This window comes from Rhodococcus sp. 008 (assembly GCF_001682295.1).
Classification (GTDB): Bacteria; Actinomycetota; Actinomycetes; order Mycobacteriales; family Mycobacteriaceae; genus Rhodococcus_F; species Rhodococcus_F qingshengii.
Map to the genome: position 1 here is coordinate 3,824,757 of NZ_CP012749.1, position 23,526 is coordinate 3,848,282.

24 protein-coding genes and 1 riboswitch are annotated in these 23,526 nt (G+C 63.8%); of the genes, 15 read left to right on the forward strand and 9 right to left on the reverse strand.

From position 1 onward, the window contains the following. Positions 1-43: 43 nt before the first annotated feature. The 6 genes from AOT96_RS17830 to AOT96_RS17855 all read left to right on the forward strand — a co-directional run bounded on the left by AOT96_RS17830 (position 44) and on the right by AOT96_RS17855 (position 6,131). Positions 44-778 carry a hypothetical protein gene (locus tag AOT96_RS17830; RefSeq protein WP_065352089.1) on the forward strand — a complete coding sequence of 245 codons (735 nt, stop codon included), beginning with the start codon at positions 44-46 and terminating at the stop codon, positions 776-778. Continuing rightward, complete coding sequence (locus AOT96_RS17835; RefSeq protein ID WP_003944375.1) at positions 778-1,251, forward strand: RDD family protein; 474 nt, start codon at positions 778-780, stop codon at positions 1,249-1,251. The genes AOT96_RS17830 and AOT96_RS17835 overlap by 1 nt, the downstream gene beginning before the upstream one ends. After that, the gene (locus AOT96_RS17840; RefSeq protein WP_003944317.1) at positions 1,248-1,595 is read left to right on the forward strand and encodes a YidH family protein; all 348 of its coding nucleotides are present in this window, start codon (positions 1,248-1,250) and stop codon (positions 1,593-1,595) included. Before AOT96_RS17835 ends, AOT96_RS17840 begins: the two co-directional genes overlap by 4 nt. A gap of 95 nt (positions 1,596-1,690) precedes the next feature. Then, positions 1,691-2,704, forward strand: coding sequence for a glucose-6-phosphate dehydrogenase (coenzyme-F420) (gene fgd, locus AOT96_RS17845; RefSeq protein WP_003944371.1), 1,014 nt, complete (start codon positions 1,691-1,693; stop codon positions 2,702-2,704). A gap of 146 nt (positions 2,705-2,850) precedes the next feature. Beyond that, positions 2,851-4,935 carry a phosphate acetyltransferase gene (gene pta / locus AOT96_RS17850; RefSeq protein WP_042452123.1) on the forward strand — a complete coding sequence of 695 codons (2,085 nt, stop codon included), beginning with the start codon at positions 2,851-2,853 and terminating at the stop codon, positions 4,933-4,935. After that, complete coding sequence (locus tag AOT96_RS17855) at positions 4,932-6,131, forward strand: acetate kinase (protein ID WP_065352090.1); 1,200 nt, start codon at positions 4,932-4,934, stop codon at positions 6,129-6,131. The genes pta and AOT96_RS17855 overlap by 4 nt, the downstream gene beginning before the upstream one ends. 33 nt (positions 6,132-6,164) lie before the next feature. Here the strand turns inward: AOT96_RS17855 and AOT96_RS17860 are convergent, their stop codons facing one another. From AOT96_RS17860 to AOT96_RS17870, 3 genes are read right to left on the reverse strand one after another with little or no spacing between them, the layout of a single operon-like run. Further along, on the reverse strand, positions 6,165-8,492 hold the full coding sequence (locus AOT96_RS17860; RefSeq protein ID WP_065352091.1) for a serine/threonine-protein kinase: 2,328 nt from the start codon (positions 8,490-8,492) through the stop codon (positions 6,165-6,167). Positions 8,493-8,499: 7 nt separating this feature from the next. Then, positions 8,500-9,486 carry a glutamate ABC transporter substrate-binding protein gene (locus AOT96_RS17865; RefSeq protein WP_003944406.1) on the reverse strand — a complete coding sequence of 329 codons (987 nt, stop codon included), beginning with the start codon at positions 9,484-9,486 and terminating at the stop codon, positions 8,500-8,502. Positions 9,487-9,500: 14 nt separating this feature from the next. Continuing rightward, complete coding sequence (locus AOT96_RS17870; protein ID WP_042452116.1) at positions 9,501-10,862, reverse strand: hypothetical protein; 1,362 nt, start codon at positions 10,860-10,862, stop codon at positions 9,501-9,503. A gap of 158 nt (positions 10,863-11,020) precedes the next feature. Here AOT96_RS17870 and AOT96_RS17875 point away from each other — a divergent pair, with 158 nt between their 5' ends. Next, complete coding sequence (locus AOT96_RS17875; protein ID WP_042925897.1) at positions 11,021-11,620, forward strand: NUDIX hydrolase; 600 nt, start codon at positions 11,021-11,023, stop codon at positions 11,618-11,620. Positions 11,621-11,712: 92 nt separating this feature from the next. Here AOT96_RS17875 and AOT96_RS36365 read toward each other — a convergent pair whose 3' ends face one another. Then, positions 11,713-11,844: a hypothetical protein gene (locus AOT96_RS36365; protein WP_003944354.1), complete on the reverse strand. Its 132-nt coding sequence runs from the start codon at positions 11,842-11,844 to the stop codon at positions 11,713-11,715. A gap of 248 nt (positions 11,845-12,092) precedes the next feature. After that, on the reverse strand, positions 12,093-12,788 hold the full coding sequence (gene thiE / locus AOT96_RS17880) for a thiamine phosphate synthase (protein WP_003944422.1): 696 nt from the start codon (positions 12,786-12,788) through the stop codon (positions 12,093-12,095). 26 nt (positions 12,789-12,814) lie between these two features. Next, positions 12,815-12,961, forward strand: a riboswitch (TPP riboswitch). Here thiE and thiO point away from each other — a divergent pair. The 7 genes from thiO (at position 12,961) to AOT96_RS17915 (ending at position 19,435) form a co-directional block, all read left to right on the forward strand. Beyond that, the gene (gene thiO / locus AOT96_RS17885) at positions 12,961-14,040 is read left to right on the forward strand and encodes a glycine oxidase ThiO (RefSeq protein ID WP_065352092.1); all 1,080 of its coding nucleotides are present in this window, start codon (positions 12,961-12,963) and stop codon (positions 14,038-14,040) included. It overlaps the preceding riboswitch by 1 nt. Continuing rightward, positions 14,037-14,252, forward strand: coding sequence for a sulfur carrier protein ThiS (thiS, locus tag AOT96_RS17890; protein ID WP_003944402.1), 216 nt, complete (start codon positions 14,037-14,039; stop codon positions 14,250-14,252). Before thiO ends, thiS begins: the two co-directional genes overlap by 4 nt. After that, the gene (locus AOT96_RS17895; RefSeq protein ID WP_007726857.1) at positions 14,245-14,997 is read left to right on the forward strand and encodes a thiazole synthase; all 753 of its coding nucleotides are present in this window, start codon (positions 14,245-14,247) and stop codon (positions 14,995-14,997) included. Before thiS ends, AOT96_RS17895 begins: the two co-directional genes overlap by 8 nt. Before the next feature lie 129 nt (positions 14,998-15,126). Then, the gene (locus AOT96_RS17900) at positions 15,127-16,116 is read left to right on the forward strand and encodes an ABC transporter ATP-binding protein (RefSeq protein ID WP_065352093.1); all 990 of its coding nucleotides are present in this window, start codon (positions 15,127-15,129) and stop codon (positions 16,114-16,116) included. Further along, positions 16,116-16,886 (forward strand): ABC transporter permease, encoded by a 771-nt coding sequence (locus AOT96_RS17905; RefSeq protein ID WP_047268852.1) that lies wholly within the window; start codon positions 16,116-16,118, stop codon positions 16,884-16,886. Before AOT96_RS17900 ends, AOT96_RS17905 begins: the two co-directional genes overlap by 1 nt. 132 nt (positions 16,887-17,018) lie before the next feature. Beyond that, positions 17,019-18,470, forward strand: a complete 1,452-nt coding sequence (locus AOT96_RS17910) for a M20/M25/M40 family metallo-hydrolase (protein ID WP_192712084.1) — start codon at positions 17,019-17,021, stop codon at positions 18,468-18,470. 113 nt (positions 18,471-18,583) lie between these two features. Continuing rightward, positions 18,584-19,435: an adenylate/guanylate cyclase domain-containing protein gene (locus tag AOT96_RS17915; RefSeq protein WP_047268851.1), complete on the forward strand. Its 852-nt coding sequence runs from the start codon at positions 18,584-18,586 to the stop codon at positions 19,433-19,435. Positions 19,436-19,439: 4 nt separating this feature from the next. On the opposite strand, the gene thiD is transcribed toward AOT96_RS17915, so the two are convergent. Continuing rightward, entirely contained in the window at positions 19,440-20,282 is an 843-nt protein-coding gene (gene thiD, locus AOT96_RS17920; RefSeq protein ID WP_003945044.1) for a bifunctional hydroxymethylpyrimidine kinase/phosphomethylpyrimidine kinase, read from the reverse strand. 237 nt (positions 20,283-20,519) lie between these two features. Here thiD and AOT96_RS17925 point away from each other — a divergent pair, with 237 nt between their 5' ends. Then, the gene (locus AOT96_RS17925; RefSeq protein ID WP_003945052.1) at positions 20,520-20,870 is read left to right on the forward strand and encodes a GNAT family N-acetyltransferase; all 351 of its coding nucleotides are present in this window, start codon (positions 20,520-20,522) and stop codon (positions 20,868-20,870) included. Between the two features lie 44 nt (positions 20,871-20,914). Here AOT96_RS17925 and AOT96_RS17930 read toward each other — a convergent pair whose 3' ends face one another. Genes AOT96_RS17930 through AOT96_RS17940 form a run of 3 tightly spaced genes read right to left on the reverse strand, consistent with a single transcriptional unit; the run spans position 20,915 to position 23,283 of the window. After that, positions 20,915-21,715, reverse strand: a complete 801-nt coding sequence (locus AOT96_RS17930; RefSeq protein WP_065352094.1) for an exodeoxyribonuclease III — start codon at positions 21,713-21,715, stop codon at positions 20,915-20,917. A gap of 16 nt (positions 21,716-21,731) precedes the next feature. Next, on the reverse strand, positions 21,732-22,673 hold the full coding sequence (locus AOT96_RS17935) for an N-acetylglutamate synthase, CG3035 family (protein WP_442978621.1): 942 nt from the start codon (positions 22,671-22,673) through the stop codon (positions 21,732-21,734). Positions 22,674-22,683: 10 nt separating this feature from the next. Next, positions 22,684-23,283, reverse strand: coding sequence for a peptide deformylase (locus AOT96_RS17940; protein WP_065352095.1), 600 nt, complete (start codon positions 23,281-23,283; stop codon positions 22,684-22,686). Positions 23,284-23,526 lie beyond the last annotated feature (243 nt).

Sequence of the window (23,526 nt, forward strand, 5' to 3'; positions counted from 1 at the left end):
GAATGTCCGGGTAACAGTCGTATAAGAAGATGGAGACAATTGCGTGGGATCGCAGTCGCACCACCCCGAATCCGACGTGATTCGGCTGGCCTTCGGGCTGGCCGCGATCACGGCTGGTGCGGCGCGCAGAACCGCTGGTCTCGCACTTGATTCCGTGCAGCGGATCCCTGTCGTCGGTGACGCACTCGACGGCGCGATCACCCAGGTCACCACTCGCGGCACGGAAGCGATGCACTCGACCGTGGAGTTCGCCGACTCGACCTTGCGGACGGTGATCAAAGCTGTCGTCGACGCTGCTCTGTCCGAAGTCGACATCACCAAGATCGTCGTCGACCACGTGGACATCGACAAGATCGCCGAGAACATCGACGTGGACAAGATTGCCGAACGGGTCTCGCTCGAACCGATCATCGACCGGGTCGACGTGGACGAGATCGCAAGCCGCCTCGACGTCAAAGCGGTGATCGATCGCCTCGATCTCGACGGGATAGTCGACACGGTCGACCTCGAACGCCAGGTCAACCGCATCGACCTCGTCAAGATCGCCGACCAGGTCATCGAGGGCGTCGACCTGCCCCAGATGATTCGTGAATCGACCGGTTCACTCTCCACGGAAGCCGTGCACGGAGCTCGAGTGCAGGGCATGCAGGCGGACGACGCTGTCGCCGGCTTCGTCGGGCGACTCTTCGGCCGCGACAACGCACCGTCATCAGATAAACCGTCACAAGAAAAACCGTCGATAGAGACCGATCCGAAGACGAACGCAGGCGAACGCTAGTGGCCCAGGAGAGTTCCGGCCCAGCCGGCATCGTCACCCGTGGACTCGCCGGACTGATCGACCTGGGCGTCGTCCTGCTCCTGATGGGTTCCGTGTACGTGGGCTTCGCCTTCGTCCGACTGCTCTTCTCGCCACAGAGTTTCACTTTCTCGGAACCGGGAATCTTCCTGTCCACGACGGCATTTCTCGGTGTCTCGGTGGCGTATCTGACCGCCTGCTGGGCGACCACCGGTCGGACCGTCGGGTCCCTCGTGATGGGGCTGCGGGTGATCACGTCCGGGCATCGCCTCGTGCGCTGGCCGTTGGCCTTCATCCGTGCGGTGCTCTGCGTGCTCTTCGCCTTCGGATTGCTGTGGTCGGCGGTCGATCGACGACGACGTTCGTTGCAGGACATCGTTCTGCGCACCGAGGTCGTCTACGACTGGCGTCAGGACCCGGATCTGGTGGCACCGCACGGAGGTGAGCACGCATGAGTGAACCGAACCGCCCGGACGAGCGCTTCACCCTTGCCAGCGAGCGCACCTTCCTCGCCTGGATGCGTAGCTCACTCGCCCTGCTGGCCGGAGGCATCGCCGTCGTCCAATTGGTACCGGAATGGAGTACAGGGTGGGTTCGCACGACTCTCGGTCTGACCCTGATCGCACTCGCGGCGGCGGCCGCACTGGTAGGTATGCGACGCTGGCTACAGGTGAAGAAGGCGCTCGAGGACGGAGCGGCGATGCCGGAACCGCACGCTTTGTGGCTGTTTGCACTGGCACTGGCCGGGGTTGCCGTCGCAGCCGGCGTGGCAACGGTGGTCACCAGCCTCGCTCGCTGAGATACGCAGAGAAGTCCGAGCGGTGTCTGGATAGTCTGCAAAGAACGTGAAGCATGTCAGAGAAGTAAACGAAACAGACGACAAGGGAGTGCACGGTGGCGCAGGAACTCAAGCTCGGATACAAGGCATCGGCTGAGCAATTCGGCCCTCGCGAACTGGTAGAGCTGGCAGTTCTGGCAGAGCAGCACGGCATGGATTCCGTTGCGGTGAGCGATCATTTCCAGCCGTGGCGTCACAACGGTGGCCACGCACCGTTCTCGCTCGCCTGGATGACCGCCGTCGGTGAGCGCACCGAGCGCGTGCAGATCGGCACGTCCGTGATGACGCCGACGTTCCGCTACAACCCGGCAGTCATCGCTCAGGCGTTCGCGACGATGGGATGTCTCTACCCGGGACGCATCATGCTCGGCGTCGGCAGCGGTGAGGCTCTCAACGAGATCGCCACCGGCTTCCAGGGCGAGTGGCCCGAGTTCAAGGAACGCTTCGCGCGGCTGCGTGAGTCCGTGCGGTTGATGCGTGAGCTGTGGCTGGGCGATCGTGTCGACTTCGAAGGCGAGTACTTCACCACTCGTGGCGCGTCGATCTACGACGTTCCCGAGGGTGGGATTCCCGTGTACATCGCGGCCGGCGGACCCGTTGTCGCCCGGTACGCGGGACGCGCCGGTGACGGCTTCATCTGCACCTCCGGAAAGGGCATGGAGCTCTACACCGAGAAGCTGCTTCCAGCCGTTGCCGAGGGCGCAGCCAAAGCCGAGCGCGACGTCGCCGACATCGACAAGATGATCGAGATCAAGATCAGCTACGACACCGATCCGGAGGCTGCACTCGAGAACACCCGCTTCTGGGCTCCGCTGTCCCTGACGCCGGAGCAGAAGCACAGCATCGAGGATCCGATCGAAATGGAAGCCGCTGCCGACGCTCTGCCCATCGAGCAGGTGGCCAAGCGCTGGATCGTCGCTTCCGATCCGGACGACGCCGTCGAGCAGGTCAAGGCCTACGTCGATGCCGGTCTCAATCACCTGGTGTTCCACGCACCGGGCCATGATCAGCGCCGGTTCCTCGAACTGTTCGAGCGTGACCTCGCGCCTCGCTTGCGTGCTCTGGGCTGATCCTCGAGATCAACTGAACGGTGTCTGCCACTCGACGTGTGGCAGGCACCGTTCGTCTTTCTCGTAGCCGCCGGTTGTCGGCACGAGCGTGAGCGTGACCACGATCAGTGGCAAGGTGGGCGGCGGCCCACACTAGGCTGTTGGGCATGCCAGAAGCGCCCGCTGCCGTGTCGAGTGTCTACGTTGCCTCTCCTGAAGGTGACACCGGAAAATCCACCATCGCGCTTGGCGTGCTGCAGATGCTGTGCGCGACCGTCGCCCGGGTCGGTGTCTTCCGCCCGATCGCCCGCTCTACCGAGGAAACCGACTACATCCTCGAACTGCTGCTCGAGCACACCACCGCCGATCTCTCCTACGCCGACGCACTCGGCGTCACCTACGAGCAGGTTCACGCCGATCCTGAAGCCGCGCTGGCCGACATCGTCGCGAAGTACCACACCGTGGCCGAGCAGTGCGACGCCGTCGTCATCATCGGAAGTGACTACACCGACGTAGCAAGCCCGAGCGAGCTGAGCTTCAACGCCCGCATCGCCGTGAACCTCGGCGCGCCGGTTCTGCTGGCGGTTCGAGGCGCTCGGCGCAGTGTCGAGGAGGTCGCCCAGCTCGCGCATCTATGCGCCGCCGAGTTGGCCGCCAACCACGCTCATCTGCTCGCGGTCGTCGCCAATCGTTGCGATCCCGACAAGCTCGACGAGGTCACCGCAGCGCTGTCCGACATCGGTGTTCCGACGTGGAGCCTGCCGGAGATTCCGTTGCTCGTCTCGCCCACGATGGCCGAGTTGATGGAGGCCACCGGCGGCGAGTTGTATTCGGGTGACCCGGAACTGCTGCACCGCGAAGCGCTCAAGGTGATGGTGGGCGGCATGACCGCGGAGCACATCCTCGAGCGTCTGGTCGAGGGCATGGTCGTCATCGCACCGGGCGATCGCTCGGACGTACTGCTCGCATTGCTCAATGCACATGAGGCGGAAGGATTTCCGTCGCTCGCGGGCATCATCATGAACGGCGGAATCACACCGCACCCAGCCATCGCAGCGTTGATGGCCGGCCTCAAACAGCGTCTTCCGATCCTGACGACAACCCTCGGTACCTTCGACACCGCAAGCGCCGCAGCCCAAACCCGCGGACGCGTGGCAGTCGGTTCGCAGCGCAAGGTGGACACCGCGTTGAGCTTGATGGAACAGCGCGTCGACGCCGACGTCCTGATGGACCGACTGGCACTGCCGATCCCGTCCGTCGTGACCCCACAGATGTTCGAGTACAAGCTGATCGACCGCGCTCGACGCGATCGCAAGCACATCGTCCTGCCTGAGGGTGACGACGACCGGATCCTGCGCGCGGCCGGCCGGTTGCTGCAGCGCCAGGTTGCCGACCTGACGATCCTCGGTGACGAACCCAGTGTGCGTCGACGCGCAGCGGAACTCGGCGTCGACATCAGTGGCGCGCAGGTACTCGCACCCGCGCAGTCCGAGTACACCGAGCGCTTCGCACAGGAATACACCGCGCTGCGTGCTCACAAGGGCATGACCATCGAGCGGGCCCGCGAGGTGATCGCCGACATCTCGTACTTCGGAACGATGATGGTGCACTTGGGAATTGCCGACGGCATGGTGTCCGGCGCTGCGCACACCACCGCTCACACGATTCGACCCTCGTTCGAGATCATCAAGACCGCCCCCGGTGTCTCGACGGTCTCGAGCATCTTCCTGATGTGCCTGGCCGACCGCGTTCTCTCCTACGGTGACTGCGCCGTGGTTCCGGACCCCACGTCGGAGCAGTTGGCGGACATCGCGATCTCGTCCGCACAGACGGCGTCGCAGTTCGGGATCGATCCGCGCATCGCGATGCTCTCGTACTCCACCGGGGATTCGGGCAGCGGAGCCGACGTCGACAAGGTTCGCACCGCGACCGCTTTGGTGCGCGAGCGTCGACCGGATCTGTTGGTGGAAGGGCCCATTCAGTACGACGCCGCCGTCGAGCAGAGTGTCGCCGACAAGAAGATGCCGGATTCTCTGGTGGCGGGCAAAGCAACGGTGTTCGTGTTCCCGGACCTGAACACCGGCAACAACACGTACAAGGCAGTGCAGCGTAGCGCCGGCGCTATCGCCGTCGGGCCGGTTCTGCAGGGACTGAACAAGCCGGTCAACGACCTCTCGCGTGGAGCGTTGGTCCAGGACATCGTCAACACCGTGGCTATCACGGCAATACAGGCACAGGGAGCGCAAGCGTGAGCGACGGCACCGTACTGGTCATCAATTCCGGCTCGTCATCCATCAAATTTCAACTCGTGCATCCGGATACGGCGGAATCGGTGGCGCACGGTCTCATCGAGCGCATCGGTGAGCCCGACGGCCACATCGTCTACAACCACCGCACCGGAGTCGAAGACCGGAGCCTTCCGATCGCCGATCACCGCGCAGGTCTGAAGATGGTGCTCGACATCGTCGCCGAGGTCGGACGGCCGCTGAGTGAGGCCGGAATCATCGCAGTCGGTCACCGAGTCGTGCACGGTGGTGACATCTTCTATTCGCCGACTCTCATCGACGACGGCGTCGTGAAAGCCATCGAAGATCTGTCGAACCTTGCGCCGCTGCACAATCCCGCCAACGTGATCGGTATCGAGGTGGCGGGCGAGGAACTGCCCGACGTTCCGCACGTCGCAGTGTTCGACACTGCCTTCTTTCACACACTGCCCGCGGCGGCGTCCACCTATGCGATCGATCGGGATGTGGCCAAGGCCAACCAGATTCGCCGGTACGGTTTCCACGGGACCTCACACGAATACGTGTCTGGACGGGTCGCGGAGTTCCTCGGCAAGGATCCGGCCGAGCTGAATCAGATAGTCCTGCACCTCGGAAACGGCGCTTCGGCCTCGGCAATCAAGAGCGGCAAGGCCATCGACACCACGATGGGCCTCACCCCGCTCGAGGGTCTTGTCATGGGCACCCGCAGCGGCGACATCGACCCAGGCATCATCTTGCACCTCAACCGCAACTCGGGAATGAAGGTCGACGAGATCGACGACCTCCTCAACCGGCGCTCCGGTTTGAAGGGACTGTCGGGAGTCAACGATTTCCGTGCCCTGCTCGCACTGATCGAGGGCGGCGACCAAGACGCACAACTTGCGTACGACGTTTACGTACACATGCTCCGTAAGTACATCGGCGCCTTCATCGTTCAACTCGGTGGCGTCGACGTCATCACCTTCACCGGTGGCGTCGGCGAGAACAACATCGACGTACGACGCGACAGCCTGGCCGGGCTTTCCCGTCTCGGTATCGAGGTCGATCCGGCTCTCAACGAGGCGAAGAGTCGCGACGAGCGTCGTATCTCCGCATCCTCGTCGGCCGTCGAGGTGCTGGTGGTCCCCACCAACGAGGAGTTGGCGATCGCCCGCGCGGCGAAGGCTTTGGTGGCCGCACTGTAGGTTTCTGCAGCACTGTAAACCTCGGGGCGTCCGTCAGAAATTGCTGCGCGGACGCACCGCATTCGCCCGGTCCACGAGGGCGTAGCGGTGCGTGCGGGAGGTCGTGGCGCGAGCGAGGGCGCGAAGGCAGGCTTCGGCTCCGGTGCGCAGACCTTGCTCGGTGAAGGGCAGGTCGAGGATGGGTTCGAGTTCGGTGTGCGAGCGATTGCCGTAGCGAATCCAATCGAGTGCCGTGCCCAACACCAGGGTTCGCATCTGCAGGCTTCGGCTCTCTTCAGCAGGCAGCGCCCGAACACGACGGGCGGCTTCCCGCAGAGTCGATTCGTCGAGTTCGGCGATCGGAACGCCGGACAGCATCGTCAGAGCGCTGGACATCCGTGCGACGTTGTAGTGCCGGGAAGACGTGGGTACTTCGTCGAGGGCGGCGATGGCTGCCTTCTTGTTGCCGTGATCGGCGAGTTGTCGGGCGAGCCCGAATGCTGCGCTGACGTAGTTCCGTTCGGTCCGCCAGACGGTGCGGTAGTACTTCTCGGAGAAGCGGCACCATTGGTCCGGGTCGTCGCTCTCCCAGTGCTGGAGGATCAGTTCTGCCGTCGCTGCCAACGCCAGCTTTGGTGCAGCCTCGCCGGGCAGTGCGGTGAGAACTGTCTCGAAGTGACTGAAAGCGGGCTCGAATCGGTCCAGTTGTAACGCCGCAAGTCCTCGATACCACTCGATCTTCCAGTGGTCCCCGATGTTCTGCTGGAGTTCGCCCAGAACTGTCAGTGCGGTTTCCGGATCACCGAGATCGAGATGAGCTTTGGCCTCGGCCAGTCGAACTTCGCCCGAGACGGCGGCCGCCGGTGTGCCTGACATTCGGTCGATTCCGTTCTCGCGGGCATGCTTGAGAGCATCGAGAGTCTGAGACGGTTCGCTGTGCACCGCCGCTGCCAGCAACGGCGCGCTGGGATCGGTGGGGTCGACCAACGGAATGGGAAGTGCGTGCGCAACTTCGCGCGGATCGAGAGCGGCGTCGTGGCTGACACCGTCCACGTACACATCGGTTTGCCCGACCAATTCATCGGTGCCGAAAGACGTTCGCTGCCTGCTGAACACGAGCGAGAGTCCGGGATTCTCCTGCCCGGTCTGCTCGGCGAGGATTTCTCGCAGAACGCCGGTGAGTTGTCCCGCGATTTCCTCGGCGGACTGGAATCGCTTCTTCGGATCCGGGTCGGTGGCGCGTAGCAGTAGACGGTGAAAGAACTCGTGGTCGCGCAATAGTGGCTCGTCCTCCGGTTCGGGAAGGCCGTCGAGGTACCGTCCGTGCTTCGAGGGCATGTCGAGGGTGAGAACCGCGAGTGTTCTTCCGACGGTGAAGATGTCGGAGGCGATGGTCGGACCGGTCTCGATGATCTCGGGTGCTTGATAGCCGGCGGTACCGTACAGGTACCCGTAGTCTTCGATTCCGGACACGGCGCCGAGATCGATCAGCTTCAACTGATCCTCGGTGACCATCACGTTCTCGGGTTTGAGGTCGTTGTAGGCCAGGCCGGTAGAATGCAGATAGCTCAGCGCCGGAAGGATTTCCAGTACGTAGCCGATTGCCTGCTCGATCGGCATGTGCTTGCCGTCCGGGAATTCGGCCAGCACCTCGCGCAATGATCGCCCACCCACGTACTCCATGACGATGTACCCCATGGGTGTGCCGTCCGGGCGCGGATGCTCGACGAAGTTGAAGATCTTGACGATGCTGGGGTTGGCGACCTCGGCGAGGAACTGACGCTCGGCCACCGCAACGGCTTGCGCTTCGGAATCACCGAAATGCAAGAGCCCCTTGAGAACTACCCACCTGTCGCTGACATTGCGATCGATCGCGAGGTAGATCCATCCCAGGCCGCCGTGCGCGATGGGCCCTTGAACCTCGTACTGACCGGACACCAATTCGCCCTCTTCGAGGAGTGGACGGAAGTCGAAAGTGGAACCGCACTTGGGGCAGGTGCCGTGCTGAGTTGCCTTGGTGCTTGCGCTCTTACGACCGACTGGTTCGTTGCATTTCCAACAGAACCGTTTCCGCTCGGGGACGGTCGGGTCACTCATCACCGCAGATGCGGGGTCGATCTGCGGGACGGGGGGAACCTCGACCAGGCCGCCGCCGAGACGTAGCTTTCGCCCCGACCGGCTGCGGCGGGATCGAGTGGAGCGGCCGGTCGGGGAGGAGGATGCGGAGGGCGTGGTACCCCGTATCTGCGCTGAAGTCGGCTCGAGACGCTCGTAGGCGCCGGTGGCTTCGGGCTCGGGCCGCTCGTAGGCGCCGGTGGCTTCGGGTTCGGGACGCATGGAAGCCTGCGTGGCGTCGGGCTCGGGGCCGGTTTCTTCGGTCATGTCAGCCTCAATCCCGGTAGACGGCCGGCGGGGGACCGGGCGAAGGACCGAGGACGCTGAGCCAGCGGTCGTAGATACGGTTCCAGGTCCCGTCGCTCCGGATCCGATCCAGGGTTCCGTTGACGAATCGGACCAAGTCGGGGTTGTCCTTGTTCACTCCGATTCCGTACGGTTCGACGCCCAGTGAGCCACCGACCATCATCAGATACGGGTCTTGCGAGGCGAGGCCCGCGAGGATCGTGTCGTCGGTGCTGATCGCGTCCACCTGCCCCTGCTGGAGGACGACGAGGCAGTCGGACCACATCGGGACGGTGACGACGGTGGCTTCGGGTTGGAGTTGCTGGATTCGAGTCGCCGAGGTCGTTCCCCGGGCCGCGCAGACCCGCTTGCCTGCGAGGTCGTCGATGCCGCGGACGGATGACCCCTGCAAGACCTGAATTCGTTGTTCAGCGGAGAAGTACTGCGTCGAGAAGTCGACCTTCTCGCGCCGCTCGCACGTGATGGTCATGGTCTTGACGACCACGTCGACCATCGATTCCTGGAGTGCGGCGATCCGATCGTCCGACGTCAGGATTCGGTACTCGATCTTCTCCGGGTCACCGAGCAGATCTCGGGCGATTTCGCGGGCGATGTCCACGTCGAAACCCTCGAGGCGCCCGGTGGCCGGATCGCGAAAGCTCATGAGGTTGGAACCGGTGTCCAGGCCCACGATCAGCCGCCCGCGGGCGCGGATGGCGTCGAGGCTCGGCGTGGGTGGCTGCGGAGATGCGTCTGCGGGGGTGGGCCGCAGGCTCGCGGTGAGGTTGGTGCACGACGCGGTAGTCGTCGGTGTCGGGCTGGGAGCGATGGTGGCCTCGGCCGGCAGCGGCGGTTCCGTGTACGACGTGGCGCCTGCGTTGTCCAAGTCTTCGGCTCGATCCGCACCGCAACCGGCGAGCACCAGCATGGCCGCTGCCAGAACCGCGACACATACGGCCGGGCTCTTCCTCCGCATCACCGGTACTCCCGTCACTGATACTCCCGCAGTCGAGGCCAGAATCCGATGAAGATTCCGGCAACTCCGAGAACTGCCAATACAGACATGCCCGGTGCAGAGGCAGCCAACACCCGGGAGGCGTACGAGACGTCGGACCGAAGATTCGTGCGCGAATCCACGATTCCCTGCCAGAGTTCGTGATCGAGCTTTCCGTACTCCGCGGCCGAATCCTGTTCTCCGGCGCCGATGGTGATGGCTGCGGCGGACGTGAAGTCGCCGTTTCCGAGACGGTCGTACATGCGCGTGTGCGCAGCCACCCACTGCTGGCGCGAGTCGAGTGCGGCGGTCAGCACTTCGCTGTTCACTCGGGCGCGTTCGTCGCTTTGCAGGCCCTCGAGGATGTCCCGCAGAGCATCGACCTTGCGGGTGAACGTCACGTTGTCCTCGGCGGTCGAATCCCGCCTCGCCAGCGTGAGGGTTTCCACGGTGCGTGCTTGCTGCGCCATGATTCGTGCCTCGGTCAGTTCGTGCAGTGGCTCGGCCCCGGCGTCGAGCGCGCGCCCGGTGGCCAGCGCGGAGACCAGTCCGACCGTGAGCAGCCACAGCAGAGCTGCAGCGACCGCGAGCGAGGCAAGGATCAACCCGAGATTGAAGCGTCGGCGACTCTTGCGGGAGAAGTACATCTGTGTCGCCACCAGCGCGCACAGCACGAAGACGAACGCCACGATCGGCCACCACGGTGGAGTCTCGAAATCGCGCTGTACTTGGGAGACCAGCGTCTCCTGCGAGGCGTGCAGTTGCTGGGCCATCGGCAGCAGCGAGGTCTGCATCAACTGCGAGGCCTCGCTCAAATATGCTGCCCCGACCGGGTTTCCGACGCGATTGTTCGCCCGTGCAGTTTCGACCAGCCCGGTGTAGACCGAGAGGTCGGTCGAGATGGTGGTCAACGCGCTGTGACCGGCAAGATCGGTCGAGTCGAGACCGGCCGACGCCTGGACGATCTCCGCAGAGGCCTCACCGATCGACTGCGTGTATCGGTCGCGGACTTCGGCGGGTTCGAGGCCGCCGGAGATGAAGGCGGTGGCCGCGGCGGCGTCTGCCAAGGACAACGCACTGTAGAGATTCTGGGCCGAGTTGGCGAGAGGCTCGGTTTCGACGAGGAGGAGGTCGAGGTTCGCCTGGCGGTTCTCGATCGCTGCGGTGGCGAGGAGTCCGGCGATCAAAGTGATCGCGATCAGGATCAGTCCGACGACGGTCAACCGGCCAGGCGTCGAGGACATGAAGGCCTGCAGTTCGCGCCGCAGAAGTGCCTGCTCGTCCTCCGCCGACACTGATGTGGCCTCGGAGGGCGGCAGCGACCGGGGTTCGATGGACGGGACGACACGGTCGACCATCGAGCACCTCACTTCGCTGTAGGCGGGCTACCGAGAAATGATGCCGCCGAGAAATGATTCAGGGCATCTTCGCGAGCATATAAGCATCACCTACACCTGGAGCAGTTTGAAACGGTTAGTGTGGGACAACGGCGAGAGCGGGCGGAGCGAGGTAGTCGATGCGTGGTGACGGTGACGGTTGGTCCATCGGATCGGACGGTACTCGGCATTGGGGTAAACACGGAGCTGCAGGACTGCTTCTGCGTGCCCCCGATTCGGACGGATCACCCATGGTCTTGCTGCAGCATCGTGCGGCGTGGAGCCATCAGGGCGGAACGTGGGCACTGCCCGGCGGTGCGCGGGACTCACACGAGAGCACGACGCACGCTGCCGTCCGGGAAGCACACGAAGAAGCAGGTATCGCCGAGGACGCCGTCCGTGTTCGCGGGGAAGTAGTGACGATGCGCGCCGAGAGCGGGTGGACTTACACCACCGTCGTGGCTGACGCGGCGCATCCACTGTCGACGGTTGCCAATGGTGAGAGCACCGAGTTGCGGTGGGTACGCGAAGCCGACGTCGACTCACTGCCGCTGCATCCGGGCTTCGGTTCCTCATGGCCCGACCTCCGGACCGAGCCTGTTGTGGCCGTGGACGGCGATCCGCACACCGTCGTGCTCGAGGACGGCGGATTCGGATGGTTGTCGGGTAGTTCCCACCAAGGCAGTGAGCAGTCAGGCAGTGACCAGAACCTGTCCGAGGCGTCGAGTACGCAGTCGTAGCACTCGAGTCTTCACAGTTCATACACAGCAGAAGGGCCGGACTCCGCGGGAGTCCGGCCCTTCGGTGTTTCGGTCGTCGACCGAAACGAGGCTCAGCTGAGCGAGTTCAGCGCCGTGATGAAGCTGACCGCGGTGATACCGAGCTTGAGCAGCTCGCTGATCTTGCCGAGGTTCAGGTCTTCGAGCGATTCGGTGCTGAGCGAGCCGGTGTCGAGGGATCCCATTTAGTGCTCCTAGGTTCAGTTAGTAACTGGAGGTAAACTACAACAAACCGAATGGGATGTGACACGCAATCGAAGCAGCTGTGAGTAAGATCACTTAATCCGACTTTTCGGACATCCAATCGCACCTAGGAACTGGGAGTTTGTTGTCTGATCGGACAACTTCCGTTCATAATTCGAGTCAGGCGTGCTGACCCGTAACTGTGCGGAAATCGCCCGGCAAACACTTGACGAACGCCAGTTACCGGCTTTCAGCGCCCAGCGACGGCTGCGGCGAGGCGTTGCGCGGCCGCCTGGGGATCCGATGCTTGCGTGATTGCACGCACGACGACGATGCGCGTGGCGCCGGCGTCGAGCAGCTCTGGCAGACGTTCCTCGTCGATGCCGCCGATCGCGAACCAGGGCCGCGGCGGTGCGGCGTCGGCGGTCGATCGAACCAGTTCCAAACCGGACGCACTTCGATTCGGTTTGGTCGGTGTCGCCCAGACCGGCCCGGTACAGAAGTAGTCGACGCCCTCTTCGATGGCGGCCAGACTCGCCTGCGCGCGACTGCTCGTCGAACGGCCGATGACTACGTCTTCACCGACAACGGTTCGCGCGTAGGGGACGGGAATGTCGTTCTGGCCGAGGTGGAGGATGTCGGCGCCGGAAGCCATCGCGAGATCCGCGCGATCGTTGACGGCCAACAATGCGCCGTGGCGTCGCGCTGCGGTCGCGAGAATGCCCAGCGCCACCAGTTCGTCCTTGGCCTCGAGCGGGCCGAACTCGCGCTCACCGGCAGAGCCTTTGTCACGCAATTGGATGATGTCGACTCCGCCGGACAATGCTGCCTCGGCGAACTGCGCGAGGTCGCCTTTCTCGCGGCGCGCGTCGGTGCACAGGTACAGCCGTGCTGCTGCCAGGCGCTCGCGCCGGTCGATGTCGTTACTGGGATGTGTGGGGTGCACGGAGCAAACGGTAGCCTCTAGGGAGCAAGGTTCGACACGGGAGTCCTGAAACGTCGTCGTCACTTTTTGTCGTGACTGCGAGGTTCGTAGGGCTGAGAGGGGATCGCGACCAGATCCCGACCGTCAGACCTGACCCGGATCATGCCGGCGCAGGAAGTGGAGGTGGAGTTTCGTGAGTACACACGCTCGTACGGTGTCGGTTGTCGGCGGCGGTGTCATCGGTCTCGCTATCGCGTGGCGAGTAGCCCGCGACGGGTGGGCCGTTCGGTTGTACGACCCGTCCATTGGATCAGGTGCTTCGTGGGTGGCGGGCGGAATGCTTGCCCCGCTTTCCGAAGGCTGGCCGGGTGAAGAAACCGCGTTGACAATCGGTGCAGCGTCCCTGGAACGGTGGCCGACGTTCGGTGAGGAGCTCGGAAAATTCGGGCAATCGGTCTTCACCGCGGACAGCTCGCTGACGGTTGCACTCGACGCTGCCGACGCGCAGGACCTGCAGACCATCGCCGAGTGGGTGAGCTCGCAGGGGCACGAACTCGAAGTTCTCGGTCGCGCGCGCATCCGTGAACTCGAACCGATGCTGGGCCGGGGCATCCGGTCGGGGTTGATGGCTGTTGGTGAGCCCGCCGTCGACAACAGACTTCTGCTGGCGGCGTTGCAGAAGGCCTGTGCGGAATCCGGCGTCGAATTGATCGCGCGGGCCGTCGACGACCTCGCCGAACTCGATACCGATCAGATAGTGCTCACCGCCGGTATCGCCTCACCCAAGCTGTGGCCCGGGCTACCGGTACGCCCGGTCAAGGGCGAAATCCTTCGCTTGCGCAGTAGGCCTGGAGTCACCCCGGCGCCCAGCCGCACCATCCGCGGAAGCGTCCACGGGCGGCCCGCCTACCTCGTCCCGCGCGGTGACGGAATCGTCGTCGGCGCAACACAATACGAGTCTGGTGAGGACACACAGGTCACGATGGCCGGCGTACGGGACTTGATCAACGATGCCGAGGCCCTGATGCCGGCGATCGGCGAATACGAACTGTACGAGTGCGCGGCAGGTCTGCGTCCGATGACGCCGGACAACCTGCCGTTGATCGGGCGCGTGTCCGATCGTGTTGTCGTCTCCACCGGGCACGGCCGCAACGGAGTCCTGCTGACGCCCGTCACCGCCGATGCGACGGTCGCGTTGCTGAACGGCACATCTTTGGTCGAGGTAAAAGGAACCGAACCCGAGCGGTTCGCAGTAGCTAAGGAAAATTCATGAGTGAGCAGGTCCCGATCGGGATCACCGTCAACGGCGAAGATCTCGAGTTCGATCGAGCAGTCACGGTGACCGAACTTCTGACGCACCTCGAGTTGCCGAGCAAAGGCATCGCCGTCGCCGTCGACGGTGCGCTCTTTCCTCGCGGGCGTTGGGACGAATCCGTCGGACGTGGTTGGGAAATCGAGATCCTCACGGCGGTGCAGGGTGGCTGAGCAGGACCTTCTCACTATCGCGGGCCGCAGTTTCGGTTCCCGGCTCATCACGGGGACAGGCGGCGCCGCCAACCTTGCGGTGCTCGAGGAAGCGCTTGTCGCCTCCGGTACCGAACTGACCACCGTCGCGATGCGGCGAGTCGACGCGGCCGGCGGCACCGGCGTTCTGGACCTGCTTCGTCGCCTCGGAATCGAACCGTTGCCGAACACCGCCGGGTGTCGAGGCGCCGCCGAAGCGGTCCTGACGGCGCAGTTGGCACGCGAAGCGCTCGAGACGAACTGGGTCAAACTCGAAGTCATCGCCGACGAGCGGACTCTGCTGCCCGACGCAATCGAACTCGTCTCCGCCGCAGAACAATTGGTGGACGACGGATTCACCGTCCTGCCGTACACGACGGACGATCCGGTGCTGGCGCTTCGCCTCGAAGAGGTCGGCTGCGCGGCAGTCATGCCGCTCGGTTCACCCATCGGGACAGGGCTGGGTATCGCGAATCCGCACAACATCGAGATGATCGTCGAGCGCGCCGGTGTGCCCGTCATCCTCGACGCCGGAATCGGAACGGCCAGCGACGCCACCCTTGCCATGGAGTTGGGCTGCGACGCCGTCCTGCTTGCGACAGCGGTGACGCGGGCCAAGAATCCCGCGTTGATGGCGTCGGCGATGCGGCACGCAGTGGTAGCAGGTTTCGAAGCGCGTCACGCCGGCCGGATTCCCAAGCGGTTCTGGGCCCAAGCATCGTCCTGACGGACCATTTCTGGGTGTTTTCTCAGGGTTACGCCCGGATTGTCCGGCTTCGTGTCCTACCTGAGTACCACTCGGAACTAGACCTGTGGCCGATGTGCTGGTCATTGCCGGTAGGGCAAAGTTCTCCTCATGATTGAACTGAGGGGATTGACCAAGGTTTACGGACCGACGAAAGCGGTGGACGATTTGTCGTTCACGGTCAAGCCGGGCATCGTGACGGGCTTTCTGGGCCCGAACGGTGCAGGTAAGTCGACGACGATGCGGATGATCCTGGGTTTGGATCAGCCGACGTCGGGTGCGGCGTTGATCGAGGGCAAGCCGTATCGAGAGCTCAAGACGCCGTTGCGGACGGTGGGTGCGTTGCTGGATGCGAAGTGGGTGCATCCCAATCGCAGTGCGCGTGCGCATCTGCAGTGGATGGCTGCTTCGAACGGGATCCCGAAGTCCCGCGTCGACGAGGTGCTCGGGTTGGTCGGGTTGTCCGAGGTGGCGGGCAAGAAGGCCGGCGGGTTCTCGCTGGGTATGTCGCAGCGTCTGGGGTTGGCGGGTGCGTTGTTGGGGGATCCGAAGGTGTTGTTGTTCGACGAGCCGGTCAACGGTCTCGATCCGGAGGGCATCGTCTGGATTCGTAAGTTCATGCAGCGGTTGGCGGCCGAGGGCCGCACGGTGTTGGTGTCGAGTCACCTTCTGTCGGAGATGGCGCTCACGGCGGAGCAGTTGGTGGTGATCGGTCGGGGTCGGTTGATTTCGGATTCGACGGTTGCGGAGTTCGTGGATCGTTCGTCGGAGTCGACGGTGCGGGTGCGTAGTCCTCAGCTCGATGCGTTGCGCAGTGTGTTGCTCTCGCAGGGGTTGACGGTGCGTGAGGACGGTTCCGGTGTTGCCCCGGCTTTGGTGGTGGTGGATTCGACCACTGATGTGATCGGTGGTTTGGCTGGTTCGCAGGGGATCGTGTTGTACGAGTTGGCTTCTCAGCAGGGGTCGCTCGAGGATGCGTTCATGAAGTTGACCGGGGACGATGTCCAGTACCACGCATCCGGTGTCGATCCGGGTGCCGGAGCCCACCACGCAAATACACAGCAGGCAAACACGCAGCAGGCTATGGGAGGTGCACTGTAATGGCTGTTCTCAGTGCTGAACGTATCAAGATCACCACGACCAAGTCGCCGCTGTGGTGCTCGGTCATCATCGTCGTGCTCGCGCTCGGCTTCGCGGCCATCATGGGCGCCGTTGCCAAGTCGGCTCTGACGTCCTCCGACGTCCAGGGAGCACCCGACCTCGACACCGCCGTCGCCACGGCCGGCATCTCGGGTTTCGGAATCATGGTTCTCATGATCATGGCGGCCCTCGCGGTCACCAGTGAGTACCGCTTCGGGACCATCCGCACCACCTTCCAGGCCGTTCCGAACCGTGCCTCGGTTCTGATCGCCAAAGCCGGCCTCATCGGTGCTTTCGGTGCTGTACTGACATTTGTTCTCGCCTTCGGCGCGTACGCCATGGCCAAGGCCATCGCCGGTACCGAGGCGAGTGCCGGATTGACCCTGTCGAGCGGCAGTGACTGGCGCGCGATCTACGGCATCCCGATCTACGCCTTCCTGTGCGTGATTCTCGCTGTCGGCGTCGGATCGATCATTCGCCAGTCGGCCGGCGCTATTGCGTTGCTCCTGCTCTGGCCGCTGCTCATCGAGAGCCTGTTCGGACTGTTCGGCAGCTTCGGCGAGAAGATCACCCCGTTCCTGCCGTTCGCGAATGCAAACCACTTCCTCAGTGCGAGCAGCGGTGGCGTCGACTTCCACTGGGGACCCTGGGGCAGCCTGATCTACTTCGCGGCCTTCGTTCTGGTGATTTTCGGAGCAAGTATTGTCATCGTGAATCGTCGCGACGCCTGATCTTGTCGCTCCCTCGGTAGGTGTTGTCGGGAGACCTACCGAGAACCAGGAGTGACAGCAGAGTAGGGACCCAGTACGAAAAACCATTCGTACTGGGTCCCTTTCCTGTGCTTCGGCCGATATCCTCCGAAGATGAGACTCTTCGGTGTGGTTGTGGTCGCAATGGCTGGAGCACTCGTGGTGAGTGGATGCTCGTCGGGAAGTGAAGCGGCCGTCCCGACAGACCCGGTTGCATTCTCCGAGACCGTCACCGTCGACGCCGTGACCGGGCATCTGGAGCAACTCGAGAAGATCGCCGCCAACAACGAGGGCAATCGATCGGCCGGTACCCCCGGCTACGACGCCAGTGTCGACTACGTGGCAAACCTGCTCGAAGACAAGGGTTTCGAGGTCAGCACCCCGGAATTCGACTTCAGCTCCTTCGATCCCGGCACCGAATCCCTGAAAGCCGCTGACGGCTCCGATGTTCCGGTGCGGGCGCTGACATATTCCACCTCCACGGGACCGACCGGAATCACGGCGCGTCTGGTGGCGATTCCCGCCGACGAGACCCCCGGTTGCGAGGCCACCGACTACGACGGCCGCGACGTGAACGGTGCCATCGTGCTGGTCACCCGTGGAGTGTGCCCGTTCGGCGACAAGCAGAAGATCGCCGCTGATCGCGGCGCGGCGGCGTTGCTGGTTGCCAACAACGAGGACGCAATGCTGGGCGGGGCTACCTTGGGTGAACCCGAAGACGCCCGCATTCCGACCGGCGGGGTGAGTAAGGCGTCGGGCGAGGCTCTTGCCGCAGCGCCCGGAGACCTCACGCTGATTCTCGACACGTCGACGGAAACGACGAAGTCGCGCAACGTGATTGCACAGACCAAGACCGGCGCGACCGACAACGTGGTTGTCGTGGGCGCCCACCTGGACAGTGTGCCGGAAGGTCCCGGAATCAACGACAACGGAAGCGGCACCGCAGCCGTGCTGGAAACCGCGCTGCAGATGGGAAGCTCACCGAGCATCGAAAATGCCGTGCGTTTCGCTTTCTGGGGAGCGGAAGAAGTGGGATTGGTCGGCTCCACCCGCTACGTCGAGGGTCTGAGCGATCAGGAACGGGCCGACATCGCCCTGTACCTGAATTTCGACATGCTCGGTTCGCCCAACGCCGGATACCTGGCTTACGACGGCGACAACTCGGACGCCGTGGGGGAGGGGCCCGGGCCCGAGGGGTCGGCGGGCATCGAGCGCACCTTCGTCGACTTCCTTGCCGATCGGGGGATTGCGGCGGACGGAACGGACTTCGACGGGCGTTCCGACTACGGCCCGTTCATCGAGATCGGAATCCCGGCGGGCGGAGTGTTCAGCGGCGCGGACGAGCGCAAGACGCCGGCACAGGCCGAGAAGTGGGGCGGAGAAGCGGAGGAGACCTTCGACCCGAACTACCACAGTGCCCAGGACAACCTCGCGAACATCGATCGCGAAGCGCTCGCTGCCAACGCTTCTGCAGTAGCCTTCGGAGTTGCGACGTATGCCCAGGATTTGAGCGGGCCGAACGGAGTTCCCGTCGGCGATGCCCGGACACAGGCCAGAACCGAATGATCGACTGACCGAATGATCGACTGACCGAATGATCGACTGCGCGAGCGACCAGGAGGCCACTGTGCGAGAACCGCGGCAGCACACTGTCTGTAACTCTGAGTTACGCTTGAGTTATGGCTGATCTGTCCCCGGAGAACACCGACACGACAGGTGCTTCTTCCTCCTCGGTTCGAGGCGTCGTCGACGTCGTCTTGAATTCTGCGGCAGAACTGAACCGTCGACAGCAGCTCATCGATGCGCTACGGCGGCTCAGGCGGGCATTACCCGGCGATCCCGGGTTCGGGGACCCGCTCTCGCTCGCCGGCCCTGGCGGTGCCCGCGCCGTGGCCCGCGTCGCTGACAGATTGCTCGATCAGAAACCGGCAGCCACTCGCGAAGTGAGCCTCGGAGCACTGCAGGTCTGGCAGGCAGCGCTGGAAAAGATGGGCCGCGGCCGCGGGGATCAAGAACTGACCATCGTCTTCACCGATCTGGTGGGCTTCTCCACCTGGTCGCTCGCAGCCGGTGACGGCGCGACGCTGACCCTTCTGCGTGCGGTGGCGCAGGCCGTGGAAACTCCGATCACCGACAACGGCGGACACGTCGTCAAACGGATGGGCGACGGTCTGATGGCAGTGTTCATTCGCCCGGATGCGGCTTTGAAGGCGGTGTTCACCGCGCAGGACGCGCTCGCGGAAGTCGATCTCGACGGATACACCCCGCGCATGCGCGTCGGCCTACACACGGGTACCCCGCGTCAGATCGGTGACGACTGGCTCGGCGTCGACGTGACCATCGCCGCCCGGATGATGGGCTTGGGCGGCGACGGCAACGTCATGATGTCGGCGACAACTCTCGAGGAACTCGAAGCCGGCACCCTCGAGGATCTCGATCTCACGATCCGGCCATGGCGGCGAGGGTTTTTCGCGACCACGCCCAACGGAGTTCCCGTCGACCTGGGAATCTGGCGCGTGCGCCGGAACTAGCGCACTAAACCTGGAGCCGCCAGAGCGGGGACACCGGACCATGTCCCGCGCCGAGGTCGTACGACGCCTCGAGACACTTGGTCACCCACTCTTTGCCGAACGCCACCGCGTCCGGAACGGAATAGCCGTGTGCGAGAGCGCAAGTGATCGCAGCAGCCAGCGTGTCTCCGCCGCCGTGATCGTTGCCGGTGTCGATCCGGGCACTGCTGAATTCGAGGAAACGGTCGCCGTCGAACAACAGGTCGGTAGACAACTCCGAAGTACGAAGGTGGCCACCCTTGACGATGGACCATTGAGCGCCGAGCGCATGCAGCGCTTCTGCCGCTTGGCGGGCGCTCTTGTCGTCGACGACCTCGATACCGGTGATCAACCGAACCTCGTCGAGGTTCGGAGTGACCACCGTGGCTGCCGGAATCAAGGTGTTGCGGACCGCGTCGAGAGCTTCTTCGTGCAACAGCGGATCGCCGTGCATCGACGCGCACACCGGGTCGACCACGAGCGGAATCGGACGGTCGCGGCCGATCCCAACCTCGGCGGCAACCGCGGCCACCGCTTCGATGATCGTCGTCGACGCGAGCATTCCCGTCTTCGCCGCACCGACGCCGATGTCCGAGACCACGACGCGCACCTGGTCGGCGACGATCTCCGGCGGAATCTCGTGGAATCCGCTGACTCCCACCGAATTCTGGACCGTCACTGCGGCGACGGCCACGCAGGCGTGCACTCCGCACATCGCCATCGTGCGGGAATCGGCTTGAATGCCGGCTCCGCCACCGGAGTCGGTTCCGGCGATGGTCAATGCCCGAATCGGGGTCTGTCCGGCGGGGGTCAGGGGCAGCAGCTTCACGACGACGAGCCTACCGATCGGACCTGGGGAAACGGCAGCTCGGTCCCACCTCTCGCGGGAACGACGGCGCGAACTGCGATTGCGATCCGGTCGTTCCCGGTGCAAAAATTGGTCGAACCCGGGACAGCGTCGTCGGTAGCTGATTCTATGAGTGGCATGGATCACAGTTATGGAGAGCGTGCGAACGCAGCTGTCGCCGATCGCGCAGGTGCACATCGTGCCGTGGAGGTCGCCGCAATGAACGACATCGAAAATTCGAAAACCGGAACCTCACCGGAAGTCACGCTCGTGGACAATCCGTCGCACGAACGATTCGAACTGCTCTCCGACGACGAGTTGGTCGGCATCCTCGGATACCGCGACGAAGACGAGATTTCGGGGAGCGGAGCCGAAGCGGGCGACGTGGTTGCGTACATGCATACCGTTGTCAAAGAGGAGTACGGCGGGCAGGGACTGGCAGCCGTACTCGTGCAGTTCGCAATGGACTGCGCCCGTGAACGTGAATGGTCGGTACGGCCCGTGTGTACCTATGTTCAGCGGTACCTCGGCGAGCATCCCGAGTATCTGGAACTGCTCGTCGAGGACTAGAAGCCCGAGGGTGCAAACAGACGATCAGGCTCCGAGATTCACGATCACCCGAGATTCACGATCACCGGAGCGTGATCGCTGGCGCCCTTGCCTTTTCGCTCGTTTCGATCGATCTCGGCCGCCTCGACGCGAGCTGTGAATGCCGGTGAGCCGAGGATGAAGTCGATTCGCATGCCCTGCTTCTTCGGGAAGCGAAGCTGCGTGTAATCCCAGTACGTGTACACGCCGGGACCGGGTGTGTACGGGCGAACTACGTCCGCGAACCCGGACTCGGTGAAGGCGGTGAACGCAGCTCGTTCCGGCTCCGACGTGTGGGTCTTGCCCTCGAAGAAAGCGGGATCCCACACGTCGTCGTCCGTGGGAGCGACGTTCCAGTCGCCGACCAGGGCGATCTGCGCGTCGGGATCCTGCTTGAGCCAGCCCTCCGCGTCGTCGCGCAGCTTGGCCAGCCAATCCAGCTTGTAGGCGTAATGCGGGTCTTCCAGCTCACGGCCGTTGGGGACGTACAGGCTCCACACCCGCACACCGCCGCAGGTCGCACCGATCGCACGTGCCTCGCGGACCGGGTCTGCCTCGGGATCCTTGTCGAATCCGGGCTGATCCTCGAATCCGATCTGCACGTCGTCCAAGCCGACGCGGGAAGCGATGGCGACACCGTTCCACTGGCTCAACCCGACGTGGGCGACCTCGTAGCCGATTTCCTTGAAGCGTTCGTACGGAAACTGCTCGTCCTTGCACTTGGTTTCCTGCATTGCCAGGACGTCGACGTCGGATCGACCGAGCCAGTCGATGATCCTGTCGGTACGGGCACGGACGGAGTTGACGTTCCAGGTAGCGATGCGCACGAGGGCAAGCCTAGCGTCAGCCGCCGACAGGATCGGTGGCGTATCGGTAGCGGTGGTGTTCGACGAATCCGAGCTGCTCGTAGAGCGCGATCGCCGCGAAGTTGTCCGCCGAAACCTGGAGGTACGCGTGCGTCGCACCGTTCTCACGACCCCAGGAGAGTAGATCTCCGCAGATCAGCGACCCGATTCCGTGACGACGGTGTTCAGGGGCGACGTGAATGCCGGTCAGTCCTACCCAGCGTTTGTGGTCGGGCGCCTCGGTGAGCGCAGCGCGCCCGATGGCAAGCGTCGTGTCGGTGTTTCCGATCGCGCCGAAAGTTGCAGTGCCCACGACAGCCGTGAGGACCGCCTCGACGTACGCCGGATCGCCGTGGGCGTCGTACATCGACAGCCAGTTGTGGTTGGGGTGGTCGGCGAACGAGGTGACCGGAGGACCGAGCGGCAGCGTGACATTGTCCAGATCGGCGGCCATCACGATGGTTTCCTTCTTGCTGGTCCACCCGTCCGGAGCGGTGCCGAGTCGATCGGGGAGGAGCAGCAGGGTCGGCAGGCCGCGGTCACCGAACCACTGGCGTATCCGCTCGATGGTGCTCGCGTCGAAGCCGGCAACCGCCCCCGCACCACCGAGCGGCAAAGCCGAATTGGCGCGGCCGGTGACACCGTGACCGGCGCGCAGCAACCAACCGTCGATCCACGCCTGCTCGACACCCGGCCACGCCGCCGCAGCAGCCGTTTCGAGGTTTCGAATCTCGCCGATGCGAATCGGGCGGGCCGAGAGACTCTTGAGCGCGATCACCTGATCGGCGGAGACCTGGACCAGCCGACCGTCGCCGGCGCGGACGGCGATGGGATCGGCGCCCTCGAGGATGCCGATGACGTCGGTCATGGGATGCGAATAGCCGGGTGGGAGCTTGTATCGCAAAACCACCCGGCTACCGATCGAAATGTTGCCGTTCAGAGCAGAATTCTCAGTCTTCGTAATCGTCGTCGTCGTGACCGAACGGATCGTCGACGGTCCCCGGCGTCCAGGTCAGACCGGGCTTGCCCCAACCGGAACGCTTGATGATCTTCTTGGCAGCACGCGCGTTGCGGCCGATGAGTACGTCCGTGTAGAGGAAACCGTCGAGATGCCCGGTCTCGTGCTGGAGCATCCGTGCGAAGAATCCGGTGCCCTCGACCTCGATCGGGTTGCCGTCGGCGTCGGTGCCGGTGACCTTCGCCCAATCGGCGCGACCCGTCGGGAACTGCTCGCCCGGAACGGACAGGCAACCCTCGAAGTCTTCGTCCGGGTCGGGCATCGTCTGGGGGATTTCGGACGTCTCGAGTACCGGGTTCACGACGACGCCGCGTCGACGCTCGCTGCTGCGGTCGTCGCCGGGGCAGTCGTAGACGAAGACTCGCAGTGGAACACCGACCTGATTGGCCGCCAGACCGACGCCGTTGGCAGCGTCCATCGTCTCGTACATGTCTGCGACCAGTTCGGCGATCTCGGCCGGGGACTGAGTGACCGGCTCTGTCGCCTTGTGCAGTACCGGGTCGCCGACGATTCGGATGGGGAGGATAGCCATGCGGACAAGGATAGTGCGGCGCGCCCGCGTAGTTATCACGGCCCGCACACTCGATCATGGTTCAATGGTTGCTGAAGAACAGCGATGTAATTCGTTGCTCGGTCGGAACGTGGGCCGCGGGGGAAATTGTGAGTTACCTTCGGGCCAGGGGACCGGGAAACTCACGGCCGCGAGAATATCGGTCGGAAAAGAACACCGGGCATACGAGTCTCGCTGACGCCGAGCACAGCAGTCGAGGAGTGA

What these genes read in the sequence shown, in the direction of transcription:
- AOT96_RS17840 (WP_003944317.1), top strand. Translation starts at nt 1,248, where the DNA reads ATGAGTGAACCGAACCGCCCGGACGAGCGCTTCACCCTTGCCAGCGAG.
- pta (WP_042452123.1), top strand. Translation starts at nt 2,851, where the DNA reads ATGCCAGAAGCGCCCGCTGCCGTGTCGAGTGTCTACGTTGCCTCTCCT.
- AOT96_RS17860 (WP_065352091.1), bottom strand. Translation starts at nt 8,492, where the DNA reads ATGACCGAAGAAACCGGCCCCGAGCCCGACGCCACGCAGGCTTCCATG.
- AOT96_RS17865 (WP_003944406.1), bottom strand. Translation starts at nt 9,486, where the DNA reads ATGCGGAGGAAGAGCCCGGCCGTATGTGTCGCGGTTCTGGCAGCGGCC.
- AOT96_RS17870 (WP_042452116.1), bottom strand. Translation starts at nt 10,862, where the DNA reads ATGGTCGACCGTGTCGTCCCGTCCATCGAACCCCGGTCGCTGCCGCCC.
- AOT96_RS17875 (WP_042925897.1), top strand. Translation starts at nt 11,021, where the DNA reads ATGCGTGGTGACGGTGACGGTTGGTCCATCGGATCGGACGGTACTCGG.
- AOT96_RS36365 (WP_003944354.1), bottom strand. Translation starts at nt 11,844, where the DNA reads ATGGGATCCCTCGACACCGGCTCGCTCAGCACCGAATCGCTCGAAGAC.
- thiS (WP_003944402.1), top strand. Translation starts at nt 14,037, where the DNA reads ATGAGTGAGCAGGTCCCGATCGGGATCACCGTCAACGGCGAAGATCTC.
- AOT96_RS17900 (WP_065352093.1), top strand. Translation starts at nt 15,127, where the DNA reads ATGATTGAACTGAGGGGATTGACCAAGGTTTACGGACCGACGAAAGCG.
- AOT96_RS17905 (WP_047268852.1), top strand. Translation starts at nt 16,116, where the DNA reads ATGGCTGTTCTCAGTGCTGAACGTATCAAGATCACCACGACCAAGTCG.
- AOT96_RS17910 (WP_192712084.1), top strand. Translation starts at nt 17,019, where the DNA reads ATGAGACTCTTCGGTGTGGTTGTGGTCGCAATGGCTGGAGCACTCGTG.
- AOT96_RS17915 (WP_047268851.1), top strand. Translation starts at nt 18,584, where the DNA reads ATGGCTGATCTGTCCCCGGAGAACACCGACACGACAGGTGCTTCTTCC.
- AOT96_RS17925 (WP_003945052.1), top strand. Translation starts at nt 20,520, where the DNA reads ATGAACGACATCGAAAATTCGAAAACCGGAACCTCACCGGAAGTCACG.
- AOT96_RS17940 (WP_065352095.1), bottom strand. Translation starts at nt 23,283, where the DNA reads ATGGCTATCCTCCCCATCCGAATCGTCGGCGACCCGGTACTGCACAAG.